This is a genomic window from Kutzneria chonburiensis, assembly GCF_028622115.1.
Lineage (GTDB): Bacteria > Actinomycetota > Actinomycetes > Mycobacteriales > Pseudonocardiaceae > Kutzneria > Kutzneria chonburiensis.
Genome location: NZ_CP097263.1, coordinates 5,413,835 through 5,439,992, shown reverse-complemented (window position 1 = coordinate 5,439,992; position 26,158 = coordinate 5,413,835). Strand labels below are relative to the sequence as shown.

The window sequence follows — 26,158 nt, the reverse complement described above, 5'->3', positions numbered from 1 at the left end:
CGAGGATGACAACGGATCACGTTATTCCGAGGTGACGTGGGGCACCCGGCCCAATAGAGTCGGTTGCCGTGGGCAACCAAGCAGGTGGGACGGCGATTTCCGACCGACATGCCGCGGACGTCGCGGCGTTGCGGGCGCAGTACGACGCGCTGCCGCCGGGCACACCGGTGCGGCTGCGCAAGCCGACCTCGAACCTGTTCCGGTTCCGTGACGCCAACGCCCATCCCGGGCTGGACGTCAGCCGGTTCAACCAGGTGCTGAGCGTCGACCCTTCGACGCGCACCGCCCAGGTCGGCGGCATGACCACGTACGAGGACCTGGCCGACGCGACCTTGCGGCACGGCCTGATGCCGCACGTGGTGCCGCAGCTGAAGACGATCACGCTCGGTGGCGCCGTCTCCGGCCTCGGTATCGAGTCCTCCTCCTTCCGCAACGGCCTGCCGCACGAGTCCGTGCGCGAGATGGAGATCCTCACCGGCGACGGCCGGGTCGTGGTCGCCCGGGCCGACAACGAGCACGCCGAGCTGTTCTCCGGCTTCCCCAACTCGTACGGCACGCTCGGCTACTCGCTGCGCCTGGAGATCGACCTCCAGCCGGTCAAGCCGTTCGTGCGGCTGCGGCACGTGCGTTTCGACAACGCCCACGACTGCGCCGCCGCGATCGCCCGCATCTGCGCCGAGCGCTCGTACGACGGCGAAGCCGTCGAATTCATCGACGGCACCGTGTTCAGCCGCGGCGCGATGTTCCTGACGCTGGGCGACTTCGTCGACACCGCCCCGTACACCAGCGACTACACCGGTCAGCAGATCTACTACAAGTCCATCCCGTTCAAGCAGACCGATTACCTGACCGTGCGGGACTATCTGTGGCGCTGGGACACCGACTGGTTCTGGTGCTCCAAGGCGCTGGGCGTGCAGGACCCGTTCGTGCGCCGGTTCGTGCCGCGCAAGTACCTGCGCTCCGACGTCTACCGCAAGATCGTCGCGTTGGACCGGCACTACGGCCTGAGCCGGCGCGTGGAGACCCTGCTGCACGGGTATCCCAGTGAGCCGGTGATCCAGGACATCGAGGTGCCGGTGGACCGGCTGCCCGAGTTCCTGGAGTTCTTCGACAAGGAGATCGGCATCAGCCCGGTGTGGCTGTGCCCGCTCCAGGTCACCGACGACCGGCCGTGGCCGCTGTACCCGCTCGACCCGAAGACGCTGTACGTCAACGTGGGGTTCTGGTCGGGCGTGCGGCTCGGGTTCGGCGACGAGGAGGGCGTCTACAACCGGCGCATCGAGCGGGTGGTCGCCGAGCTCGGCGGGCACAAGTCGCTGTACTCCGACTCGTACTACCCGCCGGAGGAGTTCTGGCGGTTCTACAACGGCGAGGCGTACCGGGCGGTGAAGCGGGACTACGACCCGGCGAACCGCCTGCCCGACCTGTATGACAAGTGTGTCCGAGGGCGCTAGCACCCGGGGGCGTGGATAGAGAGGGGTCGCGCATGCGGCTAGCGGAGCTGTTCAGCCGGACGCTCAAGGCGGACGGCCGGATCGAGTTCGTCGCCTACGACGGCAGCCGGTCCGGACCGGCCGACGCCGAGGTCCGCATCGAGATCAGGTCCCCGTTCGCGCTGTCGTACCTGGCATCCGCGCCCGGCGAGCTCGGTCTGGCGCGGGCGTACGTGACCGGGCACCTCGAGGTGGTCGGCGACCTGTACAAGACGTTCCACATGCTCGGCGACATCGAGCTGGGCAAGCTGGACGCCAAGACCACCATGGAGCTGGTGGCGCTGCTGGCCAAGCACCGGTTCTGGTGGCCGGTCAGCCCGCCGCCGTACGAGGCCCGGCAGAAGGGGTGGCGGCACTCCAAGAGCCGGGACGCGCAGGCCATCTCGCACCACTACGACGTGTCCAACCGGTTCTACGAGTGGGTGCTCGGGCCGTCCATGGCCTACACCTGCGCGGTGTACCCGACCGACGATGCCTCGCTGGAGACCGCCCAGTTCACCAAGTTCGACCTGGTGTCGCGCAAGCTCGGGCTGACCGAGGGCATGCGGCTGCTGGACGTCGGCTGCGGCTGGGGCGGCATGGTCATGCACGCCGCCGAGCACTACGGCGTCAAGGCCCTCGGTGTCACGCTGTCCCGTTCGCAGGCCGAGTGGGCGCAGAAGGCCATCGTCGAGCGGGGTCTGCAGGACCTGGCCGAGGTCCGGTTCATGGACTACCGCGACGTGCCCGAGAGCGGCTTCGACGCGATCAGCTCCATCGGCCTCACCGAGCACATCGGCGCGGCCAACCTGCCGTCGTACTTCTCTTCGCTGTACGACAAGCTGCGTACCGGCGGGCGGCTGCTCAACCACTGCATCACCCGGCCAAGCGATGACTTCCCGTTCAAGGCCGGCGGTTTCATCACCCGCTACATCTTCCCGGACGGCGAGCTCGAGGGCCCCGGCTACCTGATGTCGCGGATGAACGAGGCCGGCTTCGAGATCCGGCACTCGGAGAACATCCGGGAGCACTACGCCAAGACGCTCGGCGGCTGGTGCGCCAACCTGGACGCGCACTGGGACGAGGCCGTCGAGGAGGTCGGGCTGCCCAAGGCCCGCATCTGGCGCCTCTACCTGGCCGCATGCCAGTGGGGCTTCGACGCCAACAACATCCAGCTGCACCAGATTCTCGGCGTGAAGCTGGACGGCACCACCTCGCACATGCCCCTGCGCCCCAATTGGGAACCCCCGCAGGCGTGACAGGTTCCCCACATGCGCTTCCTATGTGGCATCAGATGCCACATAGGAAGCGCATGTGGCGTTGTGCTCCAGCGGCACGGGCGGCCGGATCGAGCCAATGATGTTTGCCGTCACGGCGAATACCGCCGACGGCACGGACCCGCGGCTACGGCCCGATCTGGTGCCGCGGAGCGGTCGCTGCCTGTCAGATCCGCCGCCCGCGCACGTCGGCGCGGTGACGGCCGCCCAGATCCCGCTGCTCGCCGATTAGCTCAACCCCTGGCACATGCGCTTCCTATGTGGCATCAGGACGCACATGGGAAGCGCATGTGGCGCCCAAGACAAGTACCCGGCCGAATGCGCGCGCCTAGATCAACTTCCCTGGGATCCCCCATAATTCAATTCTACTCGCCGAACCTGGCAGACCCGGTTTTCGTGATCTTGCCGAACCCCGCCCGACCCCTGTTCCCAGGTTGATCTGGTTGGATTGATTCGGGGGATGCTCATTTCGATCATGCCCCGAGGCCGGTCACCGCGTTTCGCGCCGTCTCGTCCACCCGCAGGCTGAACACGTCCGGCCGGGCGTAGTGGCCGACGGCGTCGAAGTCGAAGCGGGCGCGCGGCAGGTCGTCGAGGTCGAGCTCGGCGGTGAGGATGCCCTCGCAGTCCCGCAGCGGACCGGCCAGCACCTCGCCGAGCGGGGACACGATCACCGACCCGCCGTTGATCAGCACCGGCCCCATGTCGTGCCGGTGCAGCTCGGCGGGAACGCCCTCGCGGCGCAGGAACTGGTTGGCGCTCAACACGAAGCACCGACCCTCCAACGCGACGTGCCGCATGCTGGCCTGCCACTGGTCGCGATCATCAACGGTCGGCGCGCACCACAGGTCGACGCCCTTGGCGTACATGGTGGTGCGGAACAGCGGCATGTAGTTCTCCCAGCAGATCGCCGCGCCCAGCCTCGCCGCGCCGGTGTCGATCACGGGAAGGGTGGAGCCGTCGCCCTGCCCCCACAGGTAACGCTCGGCGGCGGTCGGCATCAGCTTGCGGTGCAGACCGAGATAGCCGGTCGGCCCGAAGAACAGCGCCACGCAGTACAGGGTCGCGCCGCGCCGTTCGACCGCGCCGACCACGGCGTGGCAGCGCAGGTCGCGGGTGACGGCAGCGAGCGCGTCGACCTCGGGGCCGGGGATCTCGATGGCCGCTTCGAGGTAGCGCCGGAACAGCTCACGGCCGGCGTCGGTGCGCCGGCCGACGGTGATGTCGAAGTCCAGGCCCTTGGGGTAACCGCCGAGGAACGCCTCCGGCAGCACCACCACCTCCGCCCGGGCCTCGCGGATGAGACTCTCGGCCCGGGATAACGCCCCGCGCGTGTCGAACAGCGGGGCGGCGGCCTGCACGACGGCGGCGGTCAACTTGGCCATGCCGCGACGCTACCTGCCGATCTACTCTCGGGGCCATGATCGATGTGCCGGAGGCCTTCGCCCGCTCGACGGCTGAGCGTGCGGGCGAGGCCGGTCGGGCTTGGCTCCGCGCACTGCCGAATATTGCCGCTGACCTGCTGCAACGCTGGTCATGCGTGCTCGACGGGCCGGTTCGCCATGGTGCCGTCGGGGTGGTGCTGCCGGTACGTCGGAACGGCTCATCGGCCGCGATCAAGGTGTCCTTTCCACACCCCGGCAACGTCGACCAGCCCGACGCCTTCGCCGCGTGGAATGGTCGCGGCGCGGTCCGTCTGTACGAGCGTGACGACGCCCGGTTCGCGATGCTGCTCGAACGGGCCGGGCCCGGTTCGCTCGCCGACGTCGCAGATAACGACAAGGCCGTTACTACGCTGGGCGAATTGTCGCGGCGGCTGGCCGTCCCCGCGCCGCCCGGGCTGCCGCGGATCCGGGACGAGGTCGCCGGCTGGGAGGCCGAGATCCTGGCCGCCTCGTCCCTGCCCCGACGCGTGGTTGATGCGGCCGTCGCCGCGCTGCGCGAACTCGATCATCCCGACACCGTGGTGCACGGCGATCTGCACGACGCCAACGTGTTGTCCTCGGACCGTGAACCCTGGCTGGCCATCGATCCCAAGGGGCTGGCCGGCGATCCGGCCTACGACGCCTTCACCGTGATCCACAGTCCCCGCCTGTTGCTCACATCCGGCCATCTGCGGGCGTTGGACATCTTCTGCGAGGCGGCGGAAATCGATCGCGAACGGGCGCGGCGCTGGGCGCTGGTGCGCACCGCCCGTGCCGTGCTGTTGGGGCACCGGCACGGTCCGAAATGGCTGGTCGACGCCGGTGAACGTCTCGTGGGGACGCTGCTCGACTGACCGCGCGGCGGGCGCACCCTACCCCGTGTGAGCAGTTCTCGCGCGACTTGCACGAAGCCCCTTGCCATTGATGGTCTAGACCTCGGATACTCGCTGGGACCGCCGCCACGGATCAATCATGAGGGAGCATCGGAACTTGATCTGAGAGGTGATCGACTGTGACGCCTTCCCTGCGGCGCTCACGTCCACTGCGGGCCCGCGCCGGCCTCGCCGTCCTGTTCACGGTGGCGCTCGCGTTATCGGGTAACGCTTCGGTTGTCGCGCAACCATTAGACGCTTCGTTCACCGACGACTTCGACGGGCCCGCTGGGGCAGGCGTCGACACCGGCAAGTGGCACTTCGAGACCGGCGACAACGTCAACAACCACGAACGCGAGTGGTACACGTCCGGCACCGACAACGCCGCGCTGGACGGACAGGGCCACCTGGTCATCACCGCCAAAAAGGAAAATCCGGGCAACTACCAGTGCTGGTACGGGTCGTGTGAGTACACCTCGGCCCGGCTGTCGACGGCGGGCCAGTTCACCCAGGCCTACGGGCACGTCGAGACCCGCATGAAGATCCCGCGCGGCCAGGGCATGTGGCCGGCGTTCTGGATGCTCGGCGACAACATCGGCGAGCCGAACGTCGGCTGGCCGCAGTGCGGCGAGATCGACATCATGGAGAACGTCGGCAACGAGCCGAACACCGTGCACGGCACCATCCACGGCCCCGGCTACTCCGGCTCGGCCGGCGTCGGCGCGGCCTACAACGGCCCGGTGTTCGCCGACGACTTCCACACCTACGCGATCGACTGGTCGCCCAACCAGATCCAGTGGTCGGTCGACGGCAACGTCTACGAGACCCGCACCCCGGCCGACATCAGCGGCAACCAGTGGGTGTTCGACCATCCCTTCTACATCATTCTCAACCTGGCCGTCGGCGGCTACTGGCCCGGCGACCCGGACGGCAGCACGTCCTTCCCGCAGCAGCTCGTCGTCGACTACGTGCACGTGACGACCGGCTGACTTCCCCCGAACCGCGCCGCCGCCCCCTGCCCGGCGGCGGAGCCTTGATCCCTGCACACCTGGAGAAAACCCATGCCCTGCACGCGATCCCTGCTCACCAGCGCGCTGGCGCTGGGGCTGGTCGGCCTCGCCGCGCCGGCCGCCCACGCCGCGCCACACACGCTGCCCGCGCACTTCGCCGCGCCGTACCTGGAGCTGTCCGACTCCAGCGCCGGCCTCATGGCCGAGGACATGCAGTCCAGCGGCGTCAGCCATTACACGTTGGCGTTCCTGATACCGCAGAACGGCTGCACCCCGCAGTGGGAGGCCGGCGGCACGCCGGTCGGGGCGTATGCCTCGGAGATCAAGGATCTCCAGTCCAAGGGCGGCGACGTGATCATCTCCTTCGGTGGCGCGCAGGGTGGCGAGCTGGCCCAGACCTGCACCTCCGTCGAGGACCTGACCGCCGCCTACGCCAACGTGGTCAAGACGTACGGCGTGAACCGGCTGGACTTCGACATCGAGGGCGACGTGCTCGGCGACTCCGCGGCCAACGAGCGTCGCAACCAGGCGCTGGCCGCCTTGCAGCAACAGAACCCGGAAGTACAGGTGGATTACACCCTCGCGGTAGCGCCGGATGGTTTGCCCGGCACTGAGATGGGCGTGCTTCAGGACGCCAAAGCCAAGGGTGTCAACGTTTCCACGGTTGACATCATGGCCATGGACTTCGGCGACGGCGAGAACGCCCTGAACGACGCATTGTCGGCGGCCAAGGCCACCAGTGCCCAACTTGCTGGCCTGTACGGGATTTCCGGTGACGAGGCGTACGGGCGGCTCGGTGTCACGCCCATCGCCGGCAAGAACGACGACAACGAGACCTTCAGCCAGGACGACGCCTCGAAGCTGGCCGACTTCGCCAAGTCCAACGGTGTGCAGCTGCTGGCCTTCTGGGAGGTCGCCAGCTATGACAAGGCCACCGGCTACGCGTATTCGAAGATCTTCAACCAGATCGGTGGTGGTGCCGCGTGAAGCGCCTGGTTCCCGTCCTCGCCGCTGTCGGGCTGGTTTTCGCGGCCGCGCCCGCCCAGGCCGTGACCGCCGACCAGTTCGTCCCGTACGTCGACATGACCAACCCCGGCATGTTGGACACCGCCGTCAGCCAGCACGGCGTCAAGGCGTTCACCGCCGCGTTCGTCATCGGCTCCGGGTGCGACCAGATCTGGGGCGACACCCTGCCCGTCGGCAACGATCCCGCCACCGACGGCGCCATCAGCAAGGCCAAGGCCGCCGGGGCGTCGGTGATCATCTCCTCCGGCGGCGCCGCCGGCGAGCCGCTGGCCTGGACCTGCACCGACCAAGGGAAGATCGACGATGGCTACCAGAAGATCATCAGCAGCTACGGCGTGACGTCGCTCGACTTCGACATCGAGGGCGCCGCCATCGCCGACGCCGCCGCGGCGGCTCGTCAGATGACGGCGATCTCGCACCTCAAGGCCGGCAACCCCGGACTCACCTTCTCGCTCACCCTGCCCGTGCTGCCCAGCGGTCTCACTGGCGACGGCGTCAACCTGATCAAGGCCGCGCACCAGGCCGGGGTGAAGGTCGACAACGTGAATCTGATGACCATGGACTACTACGCCGGCAACCAGGACATGGGCCAGGCCGCCATCCAGGCCACCCAGCACACCCTGGCCCAGCTCCAGTCCGTCGATTCCGGCTACGGGTACGGGAATGTGGGCATCACGCCCATGATCGGCACCAACGACGACAACTCCACGTTCTCGTTGGACAACGCCCGCACCGTGAAGTCGTGGGCCGACTCCAACGGCATCGGCCGACTGGCCTTCTGGTCGATCAACCGCGACCAGTCCTGCTCGGCCTTCTCACCCCAGGCTTCGCCCACGTGCAGCGGCGTCAGCCAGAGCCCGTTGGCCTTCGCCGACGCATTCAAGTAGACCCGATCAACGCAGCCCCCGAATCAATCCAACCACACGAACCTGGCAGTCGGGCTTTTCGCGATCTTGGTCGACCTCGCCCACCCCGCGTTCCCCGGCCGACCTGGTTGGATTGATTCGGGGGCGCCTCATTTCGATCATGCCCCGCCCCGTCGCATTTCCGCTGGCGAAGCCCCCGACCAGCGACGATGCTGTACACGTGCACAAGGACACGCAGAGCTGCCTGCGGGCCGTCCGCGCCAAGGACGCCCGCTTCGACGGCTGGTTCTACGCCGCGGTGATCACCACCGGCATCTACTGCCGACCGAGCTGCCCGGTGACGCCGCCGAAGAGCGCGAACCTCCGCTTCTTTCCCAGCGCGGCAGCGGCACAACAGGCCGGTTTCCGGGCGTGCCGGCGCTGTCGGCCCGACGCCAGCCCGGGCTCGCCCCAGTGGAACGAGCGCGCGGACCTGGTGGCCCGCGCGATGCGGCTGATCGCGGACGGCGTCGTGGACCGGGGCGGCGTGCCAGGCCTGGCGTCCAAGTTGGGCTACAGCGTGCGGCAGATCCAACGTCAACTGCTGGCGGAACTGGGCGCGGGGCCGCTGGCGATCGCCCGTGCGCAACGGGCGCAAACGGCGCGGCTGCTGATCGAAACGACGCCGGTGCCGTTGGGCGACGTGGCCTTCGCGGCGGGATTCGCCAGCGTGCGGACGTTCAACGACACCGTGCGCGAGATCTTCGCCCAGACGCCGAGCGAGCTGCGCCTGCGGGCGCGCAGCCGTCAGCAGTCGGCGGCACCGGGCACCTTGACCCTGCGACTCCCGTTCCGTCAGCCGCTCGATGCCGACGATCTGTTCGCCCGGCTCAAGGCCGAGATGCTGCCCGGCGTGGAGGAGTGGCGCGACGGCGCGTACCGGCGGACGCTCGGATTGCCACACGGTCACGGCATTGTGGCGTTGCGCCCGCTGCCCGAGCACATCGAGTGCCGGCTCACGCTGGCCGATCTCCGTGACCTGTCCACGGCGATCACCCGCTGCCGCCGGCTGCTTGACCTGGACGCCGATCCGGTCGCCGTGGACGAGGCGCTACGGGCCGATCCCGTGCTGACCCCGTTGGTGGACAAGGATCCCGGCCGCCGCGTGCCGCGAACCGTGTCAGCCGAGGAGTTCGCCGTGCGGGCAATTGTCGGCTCGGGCGTGGTCGGCTACGGGACCCCGATCTCGGATCCGGCCGGCGGCCTCACGCATGTTTTCCCCGACTTGGCCTCGCTCGATCTTCCCATCGCCCGGGCGCTGGCCGAGGTGGATCTCGGCGTGGGCAGCGACTGGTTTCAAGCTCGTGAGCAACTCTCGGCTCTGGGCATCGACGTCGTGACCGTGGAGACGATCGCCAAGCGCGCGTTGGGTGATCCCGACGCCTTCAGCGCCGCCGATCCCGCGATCCGGTGCGGCGTCCGAAAGCTCGGCATCACCGATCTGGCAACGCATTCCACCACTTGGCGACCCTGGCGAGCCTATGCTGGCCAGTACCTGTCTTGAATCTGATGTCGTTTTTCTGCCAGCTCGCACCTCGTGACCGCGCCATGCTCTCCATAGAGGCCGTTCGAGAGGGGCAGGACAATGGCGCAGGTTCGTCCATTTCAGAGTGTCACCAGCGAGGAGCAGCTCGTGGACCTGGGGGAGCGGCTCGCCCGCACCCGGTTCGCGCCGGCACTGTCCGGAGAGGACTGGACGCACGGCACTCCACCGGGCTACCTCGCTGAACTGGTGACGTACTGGTGTACCTCATTCGACTGGCTCGCCGCCGAGAAGCGGCTCAACGAGATGCCGCAGTTCCTGGCTTCGTTCGACGACACCACCCTGCATTTCGTACACGCCAAGGGTGTTGGTCCCCGTCCGCTGCCGCTGCTGTTCTCCCACGGCTGGCCCGGCTCGTTCTTCGAGGTGCACAAGATTCTCGGTCCGTTGACCGACCCCGCCGCCCATGGCGGTGACCCGGCCGACGCTTTCACCGTCGTCGCGCCCAGCCTGCCCGGCTTCGGTTTCTCGCCGCACCCCGGCACGTCCGGCATCAACCCCACCGCCATCGCCGGCCTGTTTCACAGGCTCATGACCGAGGTGCTCGGCTATTCGCGGTACGGCGCGCAGGGCGGCGATTTCGGCGCCCAGATCACCAGCCGCATCGGCCGCGATCACGCCTCCTCCGTCATCGGCATCCACCTGAACCTGATGGGCGCGACTCCGGTCGTCTCTTCGCCGGTCACCTCCGTCGAGCAGAAATTCCTTGACCAGGCTTCGGAATTCTTCTCCGCCCAGGGCGCCTACGCGCAGATTCAGGGCACCCGGCCCGCCACCCTCGGCGCCGGCCTGTCCGATTCGCCGGCCGGGCTCGCCGCGTGGATCGTCGAGAAGTTCCGGGCGTGGAGCGACTGCGGCGGTGACGTGGAGTCCGTGTTCAGCAAGGACGAGCTGCTCACCGACATCACCCTGTACTGGTTGACCAACTCCATCACCACGTCCGCTCGGCTCTACTACGAGACCATGCACACCGAGGGCATGCTCGGCCGTCACACTCCCGGCTACGTCTCGGTTCCCACCGGTTTCGCCGCTTTCGCCCATGACAACTTCGTCCCGCCTCGTTCGTGGGTCGAGCGGGCCTACAACCTCCAGCGTTTCACCGCGTTCCCCCGTGGCGGCCACTTCGCCGCCCTCGAGCGTCCCGACGACCTGGTCACCGAGATCCGCGAGTTCTTCCGCCCGCTTCGGACCGATCCTCGTGACTTCTTGGGTCGATTCCGAAGGCGATCCGTTGGCCAGGCGACCGCAGCGGCCAACCCGACCGATTTCGTGACCGCGACCGTCCGCGCGGCCCCGAAAAATGCAGCCCCCGTTTCCATCCAACCACACGAACCTGGCAACCGGCGTTCGTCGGCCCGGCCACCACTCGGCCGGGGCCGGCTCCCAGGTTGATCTGGTTGGATGGAAACGGGGGCTGCTCGATTCGATCAAGAATCCAAGCTGTCAGTCCTGGGCGCTAGGCTGGATTCGGGGGCTGCTCATGCGGATCATGTTCCACGACAGCGCCGGCAGCTCGGCGGTCAGCTCACCGTCCACAACCGACGCGCCGTCGATCCGCCGCGGCAGCACCCGATCCGGCTCGGCGACGGTGTTGGTGAGCGACCGGTCCTCCGACGCCAGCACGACGTGCTCCACCACCGACAGGCCGGGCAGCGCACGCACGTTCGCGGTCAACGCCAACGAATCCTCGACCGAACGGTTCACGGCGAACAGCACCACCTCGTCGCCGTCCTGAGTGGCCACGGCCTCCAGCAACGGCACGTCACCGAACCGCTTGGTGTCGTAACGCGGCGAATCCGGCTCGACGCGCAGCACCCGCCCACGCGCATGGCGTGCGGCATGGGCGAACGGGAAGAAGATGGTCTGCCGGCACGCACCGCCGTCGGGCTCGGTGAGGATCGGCGCGATCACGTTGGCCAGCTGCGCCTGGCACGCCACGCCGACGCGGTCGGCGTGGCGCAGCAAGGTGATCAGCAGCGAGCCGACCACCACAGCGTCGGCCACGTGGTAGTTGTCCTCGATCAACCGCGGCACCCGCTCCGCGACGAGGTTCTTCTCGCCGACGAAACGCTGCATGTACCAGACGTTCCACTCGTCGAACGACAGCCGGATCTGCTTGCGGTTGCGCAGTTTCGCGCCCACGTGGTCGCAGGTCGCCACCACGGCGTCGATGAACCGGTCCATGTCCACCGCGCTGGCCAGGAAACTGCCGAGGTCGCCGTCGTGCTCCTCGTAGTAGGCATGCAGCGACACGTAGTCGACGTTGTCGTACGTGTGCTCCAGCACGGTCGCCTCCCACGACCCGAACGTGGGCATGCCGCTGCTCGAACTCCCGCACGCCACCAGCTCGATGCTCGGGTCCACCATGCGCATGGCCTTCGCGGCCTCGTTGGCCAGCCGGCCGTACTCGTCGGCCGTCTTGTGGCCCATCTGCCACGGGCCGTCGAGCTCGTTCCCGAGGCACCACAACGAGATCCCGTGCGGCTCCGGATTGCCGTGCTTGGCCCGCAGGTCGGAAAGCGCGGTGCCGCCGGGAAAGTTGCAGTACTCGACCAGGTCAGCCGCCTCACGGACGCCGCGCGTCCCCAGGTTCACCGCCATCATCGGCGCCACGCCGGTCTTGCGTGACCACTTCATGAACTCGTTCAGCCCGAACTCGTTCGTCTCGATCTGCCGCCACGCCAGGTCGAACCGGCTGGGGCGCTCACCGCGCGGCCCCACCCCGTCCTCCCAGCGGTAGCCGGAGACGAAGTTGCCGCCGGGATAGCGGACCACCGTGACACCCAGCTCCCGCACCAGGTCCAGCACGTCGGCGCGGAAGCCGTCCTCGTCGGCGGCCGGATGCCCCGGCTCGTAGATGCCGGTGTACACGCAGCGGCCCATGTGTTCCACGAACGAGCCGAACAGCCGCGGGTCCACCTCGCCGACGGCGAAGCCGGGGTCGAGCGTCAGTCGTGCCTGTCGCACCGTGTTGTCATCCTTCGATCGCGGTCACCAGCCGCCGCCGGCCGGAGCGGGCCACCAACGGCGGCCCGCTCCGCAGAGCGGCGGCCGGCACCTGGGCGTACCGGACTCCGTAGGAACTCCCGTCATGCGGCAGCCGTGGCCACCGCTGAACAGTTTCCCCTGGTTCAGGGCGGGCCTCCTCGGTTTCCAACGTTGTAAACCGGCCCTACGCGAGGGTAGCCGTACAGTCGGCAGCAGGGAAGACGACCGCGGCAGGAGGAGCGTGGGTGGGCGCCAGCCTGAAGGACGTGGCCAAGCTGGCCGGGGTCTCGGTCAAGACCGTCTCCAACGTGGTCAACGAGTACCGGCATGTCAGCGCGGCCACCCGCAGCCGCGTCCGCGAGGCCATCGACCAGCTCGGCTACCGGCCCAACCTCACTGCCCGGCACCTGCGCTACGGCCGCTCCGGCATCATCGGCCTGGCCCTGCCCGAGCTCGGCATCCCGTACTTCGCCGAACTGGCCGAGGAGGTCATTGCCGCCGCCGAGCGCGAGTCCTGGTCGGTGCTCATCGACCAGACCGACGGCCGTGGCGACCGTGAACGCCTCACCTCCTCCGGGGCCCGGTCCCGGACCATCGACGGCCTGATCATCAGCCCGCTCGCCCTGGACGCCGAGTTCCTCACGGCCATGCGCGCCGACCTGCCACTGGTGCTGCTGGGCGAGCAGGTCGGCCCCGGCATCGCCGACCTGGTCGCGATCGACAACGTGACCGCCGCCCGCGAGGCCACCGAGCACCTGCTCGGCCTCGGGCGACGCCGCGTCGCCGCCATCGGCGACCAGCGCGTGTCCGCCGCCGGCACCGCCAACGTGCGGCTCCAGGGCTACCGGGAGGCGCTGGCCGCGGCCGGCATCGCCTACGACCCCGACCTGGTGGTGCCGGCCGAGTCGTACCATCGACCCGACGGCGCCGCCGCCATGCGCCTGCTGCTGTCCCTGGCCGACCCGCCGGACGCCGTGTTCTGCTTCAACGACCTGCTGGCCCTCGGCGCCCTCCGCACCCTGCTGGCCGCCGGCCTGCGAGTGCCGGCGGACGTCGCCATCGTCGGCGTCGACGACATCGAGGACGGCCGCTTCAGCACTCCCACGCTGACCACCGTCGCCCCGGACAAGACCCAGATCGCCGAGGCGGCCGTGACCATGCTCCTGGAACGTGTGAACGGCCTCGACGCCCCGCCCCGCGAGGTCATCGCCCCCCACGCGCTCCAGGTCCGCGAAAGCACGAACACCGTCGCCGGGGCCCGCTGCCCGATGTGACGAGCCGGCCGCCCACATGGCGGGACACCGCCCGTCACCCTGGCTAGGGTGATCACCGTGCTCCGCGCGCTGCTCGCCTTGACGCTGGTCGCCGCCCTCGCCGGCTGCTCGGCGGGCTCGACCGCGTACTCGTCACCCAGCGCCGACTCGATCACCATCGGCGCCAGCGCCGCACCCGCGAACCTGGACTTCACCCACACCGACGGCGCCGCGATCCCACAGGCCCTGCTGGACAACGTCTACCAGGGCCTCGTCCGTCTCGACGCCAACGGCGCGATCGTGCCGCAACTGGCGACGTCCTGGACCGTGAGCCCCGACCGCCGCACCTACGACTTCCAGCTCCGCACCGGCGTGACCTTCACCGACGGCGAGCCCTTCACCGCCGATGCGGTCAAGTTCAGCATCGACCGCGTCCACACCGACTGGACCATCTCGCTGAAGTCGCAGATGGACGTGGTCGACCACGTCGAGGTCGTCGACCCGGCGCATGCCCACGTGGTCCTGAAGCAGCCCAGCAACGGCTGGCTGTTCTCCATGACCGGCCGCGTCGGCGCGATGTTCGCGCCGGGCGGCGTGCGGCAGCTGGCTACCACCCCGATCGGCACCGGCCCGTACCAGCTGGACCGCTTCAACCGCGGCGATTCCCTCGTGCTGAAGGCGAATCCGGGCTACTGGGGCCCGAAACCGGCCTACCGCCGGGTCGTCCTGAAGTACTTCCAGGACCCGACCGCTCTGAACAACGCCCTGCTGAGCAACGGCATCGACGTGATCAGCTCAGTGCAGGCGCCCGACTCCCTGGCCCAGTTCGCCAGCGACGAACGGTTCACCACGATCCAGGGCACGACCACCGCCGAGGTGGTGCTGTCCTTCAACAACGCCGTGGCGCCACTGAACGACAAGCGCGTCCGTCAGGCCCTCACCTACGGCATCGACCGCAAGGCCCTGCTGGACACCGCGTGGGCGGGCAAGGGCCTGCTGATCGGCAGCATGGTCCCGCCCTCGGACCCCTGGTACGAGGATCTGTCCACCGTCTATCCGTACGACCCGGCCAAGGCTCGGCAGCTGCTGGCCGACGCCGGCCACCAGCACCTCACGCTACGGCTGCGTATACCCAACCTCCCTTACGCCGTGGACTCCGCGCAGGTGATCCGCTCCCAGCTCGCCGCGATCGGCGTCACGGTGACCATCGAGGAGCTGGACTTTCCCGCGGTCTGGCTGAAACAGGTGTTCACCGGCCACGACTTCGACATGTCGATCGTCGCCCACGTCGAGGCCCGTGACATCGCGACCTTCGGCAACCCCAAGTACTACTGGGGCTACCGCAACCCGGCCGTCACCCAGCTGCTGGCCGAGGCCGACGCCGGCACACCACAGCAGCAGATTGCCGACATGAAGCAGGTGGCTCGCACCATCAACGCCGACGCCGCCGCGGACTGGCTATTCCTGCTGCCCAACTTGATCGTGGCCAAGAAGGGCATCACCGGCCTGCCGCCCAACCAGGTGGGCGAGGCCTTCGACCTCTCAGCACTGGGACGGTCGTGATGGCGCTGCTCCGCCGGGCCGGCATCTTCCTGCTCACACTGGCGATCGCCTCCCTTGTCGTGTTCGCGTTCATGGCCGTCCTGCCCGGTGATCCCGCGCAGGTGGCGCTGGGCGTCAACGCCACGCCCGAGCTCCTTGCCCAGACCCGGCACGCCTTTGGCATCGACCGGCCGCTGCCGGTGCAGTACCTCGACTGGATCGGCGGCCTGTTCACCGGCGACTTCGGCCGTTCCTACGTCACCGGCGACGCGATTGGCCCCCAGCTCCTCGACCGCTTCGAGGTGACCCTGTGGCTGGTCGGTGCGGCGACGGTGGTGGCGGTGCTGGTCGCCATCCCACTCGGCACGCTCGCCGCGGCCAAGCACCGCACGGCGTCCGGCACGGTCGTGTCCGGCCTCAGCCAGCTCGGCGCGGCGGTTCCCGCGTTCCTGGCCGGCATCGTCCTGGTCGAGATCTTCGCTGTGTCGCTACACATCCTCCCGTCGGGTGGGTGGACACCGCCGGACGCCGACCCGGTGGCGTTTCTGAAAGGCCTTGTGCTGCCGGCACTGTCGCTCGGCCTGGTCCAGGCGGCGGTGCTGACCCGGTACGTCCGCTCGGCCGTGCTGGACGTGCTCCGCGAGGACTACCTCCGCACCGCGAGGGCGAAGGGCCTCAAGCCCACGCAGGCCCTGGTACGGCACGGTCTGCGCAACGCGGCGGTGCCCGTCGTGACGGTGCTCGGCCTGCAACTGGCGACACTGCTGATCGGGGCCGTGGTGGTGGAACGGGTCTTCGTCATCCCCGGCCTCGGCAGCATGCTGCTGGACGCCGTCGGCAGTCGCGACCTGATCGTCGTGCAGGACGTGGTGATGGTGTTGGTGGCGGCGGTGCTGGTGGTCAACCTCCTCGTCGACGTGCTCTACACGGTCGTTGACCCGAGGCTGCGGAGGGCGCGGTGAGGAACCTCGTGATCGGGGCCGTGCTGGTCGGGCTGATCGTGCTGGCGGCGCTGCTCTCCTTTCTGTGGACGCCGTTCGACCCGACTCAGGTCGACGCGGCGCTGCGGTTGCAAGGCCCGAGCGGCGCCCACTGGCTGGGCACCGACCGGTTCGGCCGGGACCTCGTCAGCCAGCTCATGGTCGGCGCGCGAACCACGCTGTACGTCGGCGTGGTCGCCGTCGGCGTCGCCGCGGTCGTCGGCACGCCACTCGGTGTCTTCGCGGCGGCCGGTCCGCGTTGGCTGGGCGAGATCGTGTTGCGGGCCAACGACATCGTGCTGGCGTTCCCGGCGCTGCTGCTGGCGATCATGTTCGGCGCCGCGTTCGGGGCCAGCACGCTGACCGCCATGATCGCCATCGGCATCGCCACCGTGCCGTCCTTCGCCCGCCTGGCCCGCGGCTCCGCCCTGCAGGTGCTGAACACGGAGTACGTGCTGGCGGCGCGGTCGGCCGGCCGGTCCGGGCCGGCGATCGCGGTGCGGCATGTGCTGCCGAACATCGCCGGGCTGGTGATCGTGCAGTGCTCGGTGTCGTTCGGCATCGCGGTGCTGGCCGAGGCGGCGCTGTCCTACCTCGGTCTCGGCACGCAGCCGCCGACGCCGTCATGGGGGCGCATGCTGCAGGAGTCCCAGGAACTCCTGGCCGTGCAGCCGAGGCTGCTGATCGTGCCGGGCGTGGCGATCGCCGTCGCGGTGCTGGGTTTCACGTTGTTGGGCGACGGCCTGCGTGATCGCTTCGACCCCAGGTTGGAGGGCCGTCGTGCTCGAGGTTGACGGACTGTGCGTGGCGGCCGGCGAGCTGCCGCTGGTCAGCGATGTCTCCTTCACGGTCGGGGGCGGTGAACGGGTCGGCCTGATCGGCGAGTCGGGTTCGGGCAAGTCGCTGACCGCGTCGGCGGTGTTCGGCCTGCTGCCCGACGACGTCACGGCCACGGGGTCGGTCCGGCTCGACGGCGTGCCGGAAGACCTTGTGGGGGCAACGGAAAACCTCCTCTCGACGTTGCGTGGCTCGCGGCTGGCCATGGTGTTCCAGGAGCCGATGACGGCGTTGAACCCGTCCATGCGGATCGTCGACCAGGTCGCGGAAGCCCGGTTGATCCACCGCACGGCGAGGGATCGCGCCGCCGCGCACCGGGATGCCTTGCGGCTGCTCGAGCAGGTGCGCCTGCGGGATGTCGCTGAACTGGGGAATGCCTATCCGCACCAACTTTCCGGCGGGCAACGGCAACGCGTGCTGTTGGCCATCGCTCTCGCCAATGACCCGGATGTGCTCATCTGCGACGAGCCTACCACTGCTCTCGACGTCACGGTCCAGGCGCAGTTGCTCGACCTGATTGCCAAGGGAGTAAAGGAAAGGGACGCCGCGCTGCTGTTCATCACGCACGATCTCGCAGTCGTGGCAACGGTTTGCGAACGGGTGCTGGTGATGTACGGCGGCCGGATCGTCGAGTCAGGACCGGTCGCCGACGTGCTGACTGAGCCGAAACACCGCTACACCAAGGGGTTGCTCGACGCGTCCGATCTGGAGGCTGTCGACGAGCAAGGCCGCCTGCACGCCATCGCCGGCGCGGTGCCGGCCGCCGGGCAGTTCCCGAGCGGCTGCGTGTTCCGCAACCGCTGCCCGCGCGCCGACGACCAGTGCCGCGTGCAGCCGCCCTGGTTCGGCGAGTCGACACGCGGGCACGCGTGCTGGCACCCGGTCGGAGGCGACGAATGATCAAGGTGGAGAACCTGAGTCGCGTCTACCGTCGCGCGCGGACGTCGGCATTCGGGCCGCGGGCGGAGGTGCACGCGCTGCGCGACGTGTCGTTCGAGATCGAGTCGGGCCGGCGCTTCGGCATCGTAGGCGAGTCGGGCTCGGGCAAGTCCACGCTGGTCCGGCTGCTCGCCGGCCTCGACCAGCCGACCTCGGGCACTGTCACGTTCGACGGCCGGCGGGTGGACGGACGTTCCGAGCGGCAGCTGTCCTTCCTTCGACGCGATCTTCAGGTTGTGTTCCAGGACCCGATGGGCTCACTCGACCCGCGGATGCGGGTGCGGGACATCATCGCCGAACCTCTTGTCGCGCAACGAATCCCTGGCCAGGACGAGCGTGTCGCCGAGCTGCTGGCGGCCGTCGGCCTTCCGGTCGACGCCGGCCGGCGGTTCCCGCACCAGTTCTCCGGCGGCCAGCGGCAACGGATCTCGCTGGCCCGGGCCCTGGCGCCGAAGCCCCGCGTCGTGGTCGCCGACGAGCCCGTGAGCGCGCTGGACGTGTCGGTGCGGGCGCAGATCCTCAATCTGTTGGCCGAGCTGGTCGACCAGTTCGCGCTGACGCTGGTCTTCGTCTCCCACGACCTGTCCGTGGTCCGCCACGTCTGCGACACGGTGGCCGTGCTGCGGTCCGGCGAACTGGTGGAAATCGGTGATGTGGAACAGATCTACCGCGAGCCGCGGCATCCGTACACCCGGCAGCTGGTCCAGGCGGTGCCGACGTTGCGGGGTGCCCTGTCCGGCGTCACGACCGCGGACCTCGTCAGCGAACGAAAGCCGCTTTGATTGCGCCAGACGCCACGGAAACCGCATTCATTCCATCCGCCCACGAGGTTCCGGCCGGCAGTTCGGTCATGATGGCCACCGCGTAGGGCATGGTTGGGCCCAGACCGACCATGCCGGTGGTGTTCAGCACGGTCGTCGACATCAGCAGCATCCAGCCCTGTTTGATGGCCCACGAGGTGCCCGGCAGGCCGTCCGGGATGCCGAAGTACTGCTGGAATCCGTCGGCGGCGGTCGCGGCGGCGTTGCGCATGCCGGTCATCAGCACGTCCTGCGCCTGCGCCGGGATCTCGTCCTGGATGTACTGGTACGTCTTGACGACGTCCTGCGCGGACATCATCGCCTCGCCCCACTGCGCCGGATCGTCCGGCGGCTGCGTCTCGGTGAGGCCGATCAGCGCGGCCGCCCGCGTGACGATCGAGTTGCCGCCGTCCTCGTCCCACAGGGCGTTGGCGATGTCGTCGTCGCTGTAGGAGATCATCTGCTCCAGCCGGGCCGCCGTCGCGTCGTCCGGCTGCCAGTTCTCGCTGTGCAGCAGGTCGATGGCGATCAGCAGCTTCACCACCGACGCGGTGTACATCGGCTCGGTCGCGTTGTAGCTGGCCACTGTCTCGCCGCTGTCGGTGTCGACCGCCAGCACGCCAACGGTCGTACCCGGGACGACGCTGTTGGCGGCCTTGTCCACGAGTTCGCCGACGACCTCCGGCGCCACCGTCGGGGCGGGCGTCGTGGTCGTCGTCATGGTGGTCGTGGTCGTTGTCGGGACCGTTGTCGTCGTGGGCGGCGGGACGGTTTGGCGCTCCGCGGCGAGGGTGGCGGTGACCGGGGTTGACGCGAGCAGCGCGATACCCACTGCTACTGTCGCCGTGAGCAGCGCCAAGGTCGCCGGAAGACGTCTCATGCCTGGTCAAACGGGGTGCGAGCGCCGTCCATCCCCATCGACTGGGAACCGACAGAGTCATTTCACGAAGCTCTTAGGAACGGCTCCGGGCGGTGACCGCGAAGCTACCCGGGCGGGATTGTCAGGCTCGTCTGCCATGGTGTGCTCATGGACGAAATGATCCGCGGCACCGCCGCCGGAGTACCGTTTCTGGCCCGCCCGCCCGAACACCCGACCGACCGCACGCCACTGCTGGTCGGCTGGCACATGTTGGATCCGCCGCGCACCGAAACGGCGATGGCGGCCGCGCTGCCGATGGCCGACGTGCCGGCCTGGCGTGTCTACATGCGACTGCCCGAGTGCGACGACACCGATCGTCGGGCCGCCGAGGACTACGTGCTCATGCTCATCGACCCCATGGTCAGCACCGCGTCCGGCATGTTTCCGACGGCGTTGTCACAACTGCGATCCCAGCTCGAAACTGATGGACCCCTCGGTTTTTTCGGCGGCTCCGCCGGTGGCGCGGTGGCGTTGCAAGTGCTCACCGAGCAGGACGTCGATGTGGGCGCGGTCGCGCTGGTGAATCCGATCGCGCAACTGGAGCCGGTCGCCGACAGCACGGCGAACTGGTTCGGCACGCCCTTTCGATGGTGCTACGAGTCGCGGGCCGCCGCGGCTCGGCTGGACTTCGTCGCGCGTGCCGACGAACTCCGTCGGCGGCACCCCGAACTGGCGTTGCTGCTCGTCCGCGGCGACGAGGACGAGCCGGAGTTCCGTGAGCCGCTGGGCCGACTGGCCAAGGCGCTGGACGCCGAATTGATCGACATCCCGGGCCTGGACCACGCCCTGGCCACCGAGCTGGCGCCGGGCAACGACGACGCCCGCCGCGTGGACGAGGCGTTCAGTGACTGGTTCCGGCGCTACTTGACGCCGCCGTTGCTGTAGAGCAGCTGGCCATTGATCCAGCCGCCCTTGGGCGAGCAGAGGAACGTCACCAGGTTCGCGGAGTCCTGTGGCGTGCCGACCCGGCCGAGCGGCGTGGCCCGTGTGACGTCGGACAGCTGTTGCGGGGTCATCCACCCGGTGTCGTTCGGCCCTGGGTTGATCACGTTGGCGGTAATGCCCAGGTGTGCGAACTCGTGGGTGGCGGCGAGCGTGATCCGGTCCAGTGCGCCCTTGCTGGCGCCGTAGGGCATGTTGTGGACGGTGTGGTCGCTGGTGAACGCCACGATCCGGCCGCTGCCGTGGTCACCGCGGAACCGCTGCCCGAATTCCTTGATCAGCAGCCAGGTCGCCCTGGCATTGACCGCGAAATGGAGGTCGAAGCTATCGACTGAACTGTCGAGCAGTCCCGAGTCGACGCTCTCGCAGTGGCACATCACCAGCGCGGTGACGGCGCCCAGCTCGCGTTCGACCTCGTCGAACAGCCGTGCCGGCACGGCCGCATCGCCCAGGTCGGCCTCGATCGCCACCGACCGCGCGCCGGCGGCCGTCATCCGGTCGGTCAGCTCCCGCTGCGCGTCCGGGTCACCGCCCCACGGCATCTTCTCGTCGTAGGGCCGCCAGTGGCTGATCGCGACGTCCCAGCCGGCTTCGGCCAGGTCAGCGGCCACCGTCGCACCGATGCCGGCCGACCGGCCGACCCCCGTCACCAGTGCCGTTCCCCGTGCGCTCATAGGGCCAATCTGGATCACGGGACGGCGGATGGCGACCGGTTTTCCCGGGGTCAACCCTGAGGATGATCTCAGCGGGGCCGACGCGCGACCGGGGTTTGACGCGAGCACAGCACGGGACCGGGCACCATGGTCGCCATGACGCAGCCGTTCCATGACCTCCGGGTCTTCCTCGGGGCCGTTCGCCGCCAGCCGTCCGCGGTCGGCGCGATCGCCCCCAGCGGACCCGCCCTCGCCGGCCTGCTGGCCACGGTCGTGCCCAGCACCGGCACACCGACCGTGGTCGAGCTGGGGCCGGGCACTGGATCGGCGTCGAAGGCCGTGCAGCGTCGGATCCCGGCCGGCGGCCGGCATATGGCCGTTGAGCTCGACGGCACGCTGGTGGAGCACCTGCGGACCACGTACCCGCGGCTGGACGTGGTGCACGGGGACGCGGCCGAGCTGGGCAAACTGCTGGCCGACCGCGGTGTCGAGCAGGTCGACGCCGTGATCAGCGGCCTGCCGTGGGCGCTGTTCCCGCAGGATCTGCAGCGGGCCATCCTGCGCCAGGTCGGCTCGGTGCTGACGCCCGCGGGCGCGTTCACCACGTTCGCGTACGTGCACGCGTTGGGCATGCGGCAGGCGCGGCAGTTCCGTGCGCTGCTGGACCGCAGCTTCGACGAGGTGATCGTGTCCCGGGTGGTGTGGGCCAACGTGCCGCCCGCGATCAGCTACGTCTGCCGGCGGCCGACCATGGGCGACGATGCTGGCTGACCTGCTGGTCGGCCTGCCCGGGCCGCTGGTCGTGCTGGCTATCGGCCTGCTCGTGGTCGCGGAGGCGGCGCTGGTCGTCGGGGTCGTGCTGCCCGGCTCCAGTGCCCTGCTGACGCTCGGCGTCTTCGCCGACAGCGGCCTGGTGGCGCTGCCGGTGGCGCTCGCCGTCGGCACGGTCGCGGCGTTGGTCGGCAGCAATCTGTCCTTCGCCGCCGGCCGCTACCGTCCCGGCGCGCTCAGCAGCCGGTGGCTGACAAGCGCCAAGGGGCAGCGGGCGCGGGCAGTGCTGGGCCGCTACGGCGGCTCCGCGGTGCTGGTCGGACAGTGGGTGGTCGGGGCGCGGACGCTCACGCCCCGGTTCGCCGCCGCGGCCGGGCTGTCGTACCGACGGTTCCTGCCGTGGAACCTGCCGTCGGCGGCGATATGGGGCCTGGTGTGGGTGGCGGTCGGTTACGGCGCCAGCGAGGCGTACCAGCGCTGGTCCTGGCTGGCCGTCGTGGTCGGGGTCGTGCTGATCGGTGGCCTGCTACTGGTCGGCCGCCGCGCGCTCGACCGCGTCGATGCCGTCGAGCAGGCGTGACCTCGTCTGCTCCGAGCAGAACGCCGCCCGCGCCGCGTTGCGCGCCAGCTCCGCCAGCTCGGGTCGCCCCAGGCCGAACAGCTGATGGGCCAGCAGGTACTCGCGGTTGAGGTTCGTGCCGAACATGCCCGGGTCGTCGGTGTTCAGCGTGACCGTCACGCCGGCGTCCAAGAGTCGGGGCAGCGGGTGCTCAGCCAGCGACGGCACCGCCTTCGTGCAGATGTTGGAGGTCAGCGACACCTCCAGCGGGATTCCGGTCTCGGCGAGGTGCTTGAGCAACTTCTCGTCGGTGGCCGCGCTGACGCCGTGCCCGATCCGCTCCGCGCCGAGGTCGTGCAGCGCCGCCCAGATCTCCTCCGGGCCGGTTGTCTCACCGGCGTGCGGGATGCTGCGCAGCCCGGCCGCCTTCGCGTCGTGGAAGGCAGCTTTGAACCCTGCGCGTGGGTATGGTGCCTCCAGACCGGCGAGCCCAAGGCCGACGGTGCCCTCCGGCCGCTGGTCGAGCACGTATTCCAGGGTGCTGTAGCCCTCGCGGAGATCGGACGGCATCGGCACGTCGAAGATCCACGCCAGCTCGACGCCGTGCTCCGCGAGCGCCCGTTTGCGGCCGGCGACCAGCGCCTCGGACAGCGCGTCCGGATCGACGCCGTAAGGGAAATGCGCGATCGCCGACACCGTCACCTCGGCGTACCGGACGTTGTTCGCGGCGAGGTCACGCGCCAGGCCCAGCAGCAGCGTCTGCACGTCGTCGGGTGTCGTGACCAGCTTGTTCACCGCGCTGTAGACGGAGATGAAGTGCGGGAAGTCCGTGAACTCGTAGTACCTCGCGAGCTCGACGCGATCCTTCGGCACCCGGGTCGTGGGATGGCGGCGCGCCAGCTCCAACACCGTGTCCAGTGACGCCGCGCCGACCAGGTGCACATGCAGTTCGGCCTTGGGCAGGGCTGCGATGAACGCCTCGATGTCCATTCAGTCAGTCACCAGGCCCGTCTTGTAGGCGTACGCCACCGCCTGCGCCCGGTCACGGAGGTTGGCCTTGGCGAACAGGTGGTTCACGTGCGTCTTCACCGTCGCCTCGGTCACCACCAGCTTGCGGGCGATCTCCGTGTTCGACATGCCCGCCGCGATCAGCCGCAGCACATCGATCTCCCGCGGCGTCAGCCCGTCCGCCGGCTCCGCGGACGGCTTGTTCGGCTGGCCGCCGCCCATCGCCGCCTCCACCAGCCGCCGCTGCACCTCGCCGTCCACCGTGGACTGCCCCGCCGCAGCCGCGTGCAGGGCCCGCGCGATCGCCTCCGCATCCGCGTCCTTGGTCAGGAATCCCCTTGCCCCGGCCCGCAAAGCCGACAGCACGCTGTCGTCGTCGGTATACGTCGTCAGCACCACGACCTCGGTCTCCGGGTACTGCTCCCGCACCCGCCGCGTCGCCTCAACCCCGTCACACCGAGGCATCCTCAGGTCCACCAGCAACACGTCGGGCCGCTGCTCCGCCACCAACGCCACCGCCTGCTCCCCGTCGGCCGCCGCCCCCACGACCTCCACTCCAGGCAGCAGCTTCAGCAGTGTCACGAGACCCTCGCGCACCACCGTCTGGTCGTCCGCCAGCACCACCCGCAGATCGCTCACGCCGGCACCACCAGTCGCACGCGCCACCCGTCCTCCATGGGCCCAGTCTCCAGTTCTCCGCCGATCAGCTCGGCCCGTTCCCGCATCCCCAACAGACCGTAGCCGCCGTTCGTCGCGTGTGCCGGCGGCTTTCCCGGGTGGTCAGTGACCGTGAGCACCGTGCGTCCGTCCTCAAAGTCCAGCACCGCTTCCACGGGCGCCCCCGGCGCGTGCTTACGGGCGTTGGTGAGCGCCTCCTGCGCCGTGCGGTACAGCGCCGCGGCGGCCTCCGCCGGCAGATCGCGTGGCTCGCCGTTGACGACCAGCTCCGCGGCCGCGCCGGACTCCAGTCGGAACGCCGTGACCAGGTCGGCGATCGCCCGTGCATCCGGCACCTTGTCCTCGCGCAGCGCCGCGACTGCGCGCCGTGCCTCCGCGAGACCGTCCGCAGCCAGCCGCTGCGCCTTGGTCACCTGGTCGATGACCTCCTGCGACGCGTTGTCCCGTTGCAGCATCAGGCGCGTGCCCTGCAACGTCAGTGACAGTCCCGCCAGCGAGTGCGCCAGCACGTCGTGCACCTCGCGCGCGATCCGCGCACGCTCGGCCAGCGCTGCCGCGCGGGCGTGCTCCTCGATCACCTGCTGCCGCCGCGCGACCAGCAGCTCGGCCTGCTCCAGACGCTCCTCGCGGCCCTGGCGGTTGGCCGTGAGCAGCACCAGGGCCAGCACGCCGAGCGCGATGCCCAGCCCGGCCAGCCACTGGAAGTCCCTGACCAGCTGCGGAAGCGCCCCGCCGAGCATGGACAGGCCGATCACGATGTAGCTGAACGGCCTGGGACCGCGGTAGCGGACCGCCAGCCGCGCCGTCCAGAACGGCAGCGCGTACACCACGCCGTTCGGGTGCAGCAGCAGGATCCCGCTCGACGCCAGCGTGACGGCGAGCAAGCCGACCTGCAATACCAGCGGCGACCGCAGCGCCGCCCATGAGAACGGCAGCACCATGATGTTGCCGGCGACGACGATCAGCACCAGCGGGATCAGCCACGGCAGTTCCGACGTCTGGAGCGGCGTGCCGGCCAGCACCCACCCTTGGGGCAGGAACAGCGTCAGTGCGAACACCGACGGCATCAACCGGACGAACGACAGGGCTCCGTACCTCCGGTCCGAAGGTACGAAGCCCTGATCGTCGAACATGGTCGTCATCATCGCAGGTTCTAGCGGCGGGGCGCGGCCACCGCGAGCGGCAGCCGCTGCTGCTGCGCCCGGAGGTAGATCACCGCGTTCTGGGCGGCGATGGTGATGCCGAACAGCATCAGCGCGGAGGCCGCGGTCAGGCCGCCCTCGATACCCAGCGCGTGCCCGAGGAAGCCGGCGCCGACCCGCACCGCGATCGTCGTCAGCCACAGCACGATCGTCAGCGCGGTGCCCTTCTGGAACAGGCTGCCGTCCCGCATGCTGAGCCGGGTGGAGGCGCCGCGGGCCAGCCCCAGCCCCACCACGATCAGCGCGTCGACCAGGAAGAACACGATCTCGCCGGGCCGTGCGACGCTCACCGCGGCGGCCGCGCCGCCGAACCCGATGACGATCAGGATGGCCGGCATCAGCACCAGCGACCTGGCGGTGACGAACGACCCCGTCAGCTGCTTGCCCAGCACCCGCAGCACCACCAGCGCGCCGACCAGGACCAACACCAACGTGGACATGGGCTCTTCTCTCCTCGATCTCCGGGTGCCGCTCCGGCACGGGTCCAAGACTCGTCTCCGGCGACGCGGATTTCGTCGGTCCCCAGGTGGGAGCCGGGTTGAATGCGGTATCAACCCG

General features: G+C 69.3%; 26 protein-coding genes. 18 read left to right on the top strand and 8 right to left on the bottom strand.

Annotation, left to right across the window (positions count from 1 at the left end):
• Nucleotides 1-68: 68 nt before the first annotated feature.
• The 3 genes from M3Q35_RS24530 to M3Q35_RS24520 all read left to right on the top strand — a co-directional run bounded on the left by M3Q35_RS24530 (nucleotide 69) and on the right by M3Q35_RS24520 (nucleotide 2,981).
• Entirely contained in the window at nucleotides 69-1,454 is a 1,386-nt protein-coding gene (locus tag M3Q35_RS24530; protein WP_273934776.1) for an FAD-binding oxidoreductase, read from the top strand.
• A gap of 32 nt (nucleotides 1,455-1,486) precedes the next feature.
• Nucleotides 1,487-2,731, top strand: a complete 1,245-nt coding sequence (locus M3Q35_RS24525) for an SAM-dependent methyltransferase (protein WP_273934775.1) — start codon at nucleotides 1,487-1,489, stop codon at nucleotides 2,729-2,731.
• Nucleotides 2,732-2,828: 97 nt separating this feature from the next.
• Nucleotides 2,829-2,981 (top strand): hypothetical protein, encoded by a 153-nt coding sequence (locus M3Q35_RS24520; RefSeq protein WP_273934773.1) that lies wholly within the window; start codon nucleotides 2,829-2,831, stop codon nucleotides 2,979-2,981.
• Between the two features lie 241 nt (nucleotides 2,982-3,222).
• Here the strand turns inward: M3Q35_RS24520 and M3Q35_RS24515 are convergent, their stop codons facing one another.
• A complete protein-coding gene (locus M3Q35_RS24515; RefSeq protein ID WP_273934771.1) occupies nucleotides 3,223-4,134 on the bottom strand; it encodes a nitrilase-related carbon-nitrogen hydrolase in 912 nt (303 codons plus the stop codon).
• 35 nt (nucleotides 4,135-4,169) lie between these two features.
• Here M3Q35_RS24515 and M3Q35_RS24510 point away from each other — a divergent pair, with 35 nt between their 5' ends.
• The 6 genes from M3Q35_RS24510 to M3Q35_RS24485 all read left to right on the top strand — a co-directional run bounded on the left by M3Q35_RS24510 (nucleotide 4,170) and on the right by M3Q35_RS24485 (nucleotide 10,921).
• On the top strand, nucleotides 4,170-5,027 hold the full coding sequence (locus M3Q35_RS24510; RefSeq protein WP_273934769.1) for an aminoglycoside phosphotransferase family protein: 858 nt from the start codon (nucleotides 4,170-4,172) through the stop codon (nucleotides 5,025-5,027).
• Between the two features lie 158 nt (nucleotides 5,028-5,185).
• Nucleotides 5,186-6,034: a glycoside hydrolase family 16 protein gene (locus M3Q35_RS24505; RefSeq protein ID WP_273934767.1), complete on the top strand. Its 849-nt coding sequence runs from the start codon at nucleotides 5,186-5,188 to the stop codon at nucleotides 6,032-6,034.
• Nucleotides 6,035-6,106: 72 nt separating this feature from the next.
• Nucleotides 6,107-7,042 (top strand): chitinase, encoded by a 936-nt coding sequence (locus M3Q35_RS24500; RefSeq protein ID WP_273934765.1) that lies wholly within the window; start codon nucleotides 6,107-6,109, stop codon nucleotides 7,040-7,042.
• Nucleotides 7,039-7,968, top strand: a complete 930-nt coding sequence (locus M3Q35_RS24495) for a chitinase (RefSeq protein WP_273934763.1) — start codon at nucleotides 7,039-7,041, stop codon at nucleotides 7,966-7,968. Before M3Q35_RS24500 ends, M3Q35_RS24495 begins: the two co-directional genes overlap by 4 nt.
• Before the next feature lie 199 nt (nucleotides 7,969-8,167).
• Nucleotides 8,168-9,490 (top strand): DNA-3-methyladenine glycosylase 2 family protein, encoded by a 1,323-nt coding sequence (locus tag M3Q35_RS24490; RefSeq protein ID WP_273934759.1) that lies wholly within the window; start codon nucleotides 8,168-8,170, stop codon nucleotides 9,488-9,490.
• 81 nt (nucleotides 9,491-9,571) lie between these two features.
• Complete coding sequence (locus M3Q35_RS24485; RefSeq protein WP_273934758.1) at nucleotides 9,572-10,921, top strand: epoxide hydrolase family protein; 1,350 nt, start codon at nucleotides 9,572-9,574, stop codon at nucleotides 10,919-10,921.
• A gap of 51 nt (nucleotides 10,922-10,972) precedes the next feature.
• Here M3Q35_RS24485 and arfA read toward each other — a convergent pair whose 3' ends face one another.
• Nucleotides 10,973-12,496, bottom strand: coding sequence for an arabinosylfuranosidase ArfA (gene arfA / locus M3Q35_RS24480; protein ID WP_337960469.1), 1,524 nt, complete (start codon nucleotides 12,494-12,496; stop codon nucleotides 10,973-10,975).
• A gap of 266 nt (nucleotides 12,497-12,762) precedes the next feature.
• On the opposite strand from arfA, the gene M3Q35_RS24475 reads away from it, so the two are divergent.
• The 6 genes from M3Q35_RS24475 to M3Q35_RS24450 are packed head-to-tail and all read left to right on the top strand — an operon-like array spanning nucleotide 12,763 to nucleotide 18,850.
• Nucleotides 12,763-13,791: a LacI family DNA-binding transcriptional regulator gene (locus M3Q35_RS24475; protein ID WP_273934756.1), complete on the top strand. Its 1,029-nt coding sequence runs from the start codon at nucleotides 12,763-12,765 to the stop codon at nucleotides 13,789-13,791.
• 51 nt (nucleotides 13,792-13,842) lie between these two features.
• Nucleotides 13,843-15,333, top strand: coding sequence for an ABC transporter substrate-binding protein (locus tag M3Q35_RS24470; RefSeq protein WP_273944444.1), 1,491 nt, complete (start codon nucleotides 13,843-13,845; stop codon nucleotides 15,331-15,333).
• On the top strand, nucleotides 15,333-16,274 hold the full coding sequence (locus M3Q35_RS24465; RefSeq protein WP_273934754.1) for an ABC transporter permease: 942 nt from the start codon (nucleotides 15,333-15,335) through the stop codon (nucleotides 16,272-16,274). Before M3Q35_RS24470 ends, M3Q35_RS24465 begins: the two co-directional genes overlap by 1 nt.
• Nucleotides 16,271-17,086: an ABC transporter permease gene (locus tag M3Q35_RS24460; RefSeq protein WP_273934752.1), complete on the top strand. Its 816-nt coding sequence runs from the start codon at nucleotides 16,271-16,273 to the stop codon at nucleotides 17,084-17,086. Before M3Q35_RS24465 ends, M3Q35_RS24460 begins: the two co-directional genes overlap by 4 nt.
• Nucleotides 17,073-18,029 (top strand): ABC transporter ATP-binding protein, encoded by a 957-nt coding sequence (locus tag M3Q35_RS24455; RefSeq protein WP_379794310.1) that lies wholly within the window; start codon nucleotides 17,073-17,075, stop codon nucleotides 18,027-18,029. The genes M3Q35_RS24460 and M3Q35_RS24455 overlap by 14 nt, the downstream gene beginning before the upstream one ends.
• Nucleotides 18,026-18,850 (top strand): ATP-binding cassette domain-containing protein, encoded by an 825-nt coding sequence (locus M3Q35_RS24450; protein WP_273934750.1) that lies wholly within the window; start codon nucleotides 18,026-18,028, stop codon nucleotides 18,848-18,850. Before M3Q35_RS24455 ends, M3Q35_RS24450 begins: the two co-directional genes overlap by 4 nt.
• Here M3Q35_RS24450 and M3Q35_RS24445 read toward each other — a convergent pair.
• Nucleotides 18,828-19,748 (bottom strand): serine hydrolase, encoded by a 921-nt coding sequence (locus tag M3Q35_RS24445; protein WP_273934748.1) that lies wholly within the window; start codon nucleotides 19,746-19,748, stop codon nucleotides 18,828-18,830. The genes M3Q35_RS24450 and M3Q35_RS24445 overlap by 23 nt on opposite strands.
• Nucleotides 19,749-19,895: 147 nt before the next feature.
• Between M3Q35_RS24445 and M3Q35_RS24440 the strand changes: the two genes are divergently transcribed.
• A complete protein-coding gene (locus tag M3Q35_RS24440; RefSeq protein ID WP_273934746.1) occupies nucleotides 19,896-20,672 on the top strand; it encodes an alpha/beta hydrolase family protein in 777 nt (258 codons plus the stop codon).
• On the opposite strand, the gene M3Q35_RS24435 is transcribed toward M3Q35_RS24440, so the two are convergent.
• The gene (locus M3Q35_RS24435) at nucleotides 20,648-21,403 is read right to left on the bottom strand and encodes an SDR family oxidoreductase (protein ID WP_273934744.1); all 756 of its coding nucleotides are present in this window, start codon (nucleotides 21,401-21,403) and stop codon (nucleotides 20,648-20,650) included. The two genes, M3Q35_RS24440 and M3Q35_RS24435, sit on opposite strands and share 25 nt — an antisense overlap.
• A gap of 135 nt (nucleotides 21,404-21,538) precedes the next feature.
• Between M3Q35_RS24435 and M3Q35_RS24430 the strand changes: the two genes are divergently transcribed.
• Both M3Q35_RS24430 and M3Q35_RS24425 read left to right on the top strand, forming a co-directional pair.
• On the top strand, nucleotides 21,539-22,153 hold the full coding sequence (locus tag M3Q35_RS24430; RefSeq protein ID WP_273934741.1) for a class I SAM-dependent methyltransferase: 615 nt from the start codon (nucleotides 21,539-21,541) through the stop codon (nucleotides 22,151-22,153).
• Nucleotides 22,143-22,733 carry a DedA family protein gene (locus M3Q35_RS24425; protein ID WP_273934739.1) on the top strand — a complete coding sequence of 197 codons (591 nt, stop codon included), beginning with the start codon at nucleotides 22,143-22,145 and terminating at the stop codon, nucleotides 22,731-22,733. The genes M3Q35_RS24430 and M3Q35_RS24425 overlap by 11 nt, the downstream gene beginning before the upstream one ends.
• Here the strand turns inward: M3Q35_RS24425 and add are convergent.
• The 4 genes from add to M3Q35_RS24405 are packed head-to-tail and all read right to left on the bottom strand — an operon-like array spanning nucleotide 22,680 to nucleotide 26,040.
• The gene (gene add / locus M3Q35_RS24420) at nucleotides 22,680-23,702 is read right to left on the bottom strand and encodes an adenosine deaminase (protein WP_273934737.1); all 1,023 of its coding nucleotides are present in this window, start codon (nucleotides 23,700-23,702) and stop codon (nucleotides 22,680-22,682) included. The two genes, M3Q35_RS24425 and add, sit on opposite strands and share 54 nt — an antisense overlap.
• Nucleotides 23,703-24,359, bottom strand: coding sequence for a response regulator (locus M3Q35_RS24415; protein ID WP_273934735.1), 657 nt, complete (start codon nucleotides 24,357-24,359; stop codon nucleotides 23,703-23,705).
• Nucleotides 24,356-25,531: a sensor histidine kinase gene (locus tag M3Q35_RS24410; protein WP_273934733.1), complete on the bottom strand. Its 1,176-nt coding sequence runs from the start codon at nucleotides 25,529-25,531 to the stop codon at nucleotides 24,356-24,358. Before M3Q35_RS24410 ends, M3Q35_RS24415 begins: the two co-directional genes overlap by 4 nt.
• A 20-nt stretch (nucleotides 25,532-25,551) precedes the next feature.
• Nucleotides 25,552-26,040, bottom strand: coding sequence for a hypothetical protein (locus M3Q35_RS24405; protein WP_273934731.1), 489 nt, complete (start codon nucleotides 26,038-26,040; stop codon nucleotides 25,552-25,554).
• Nucleotides 26,041-26,158: the final 118 nt, after the last annotated feature.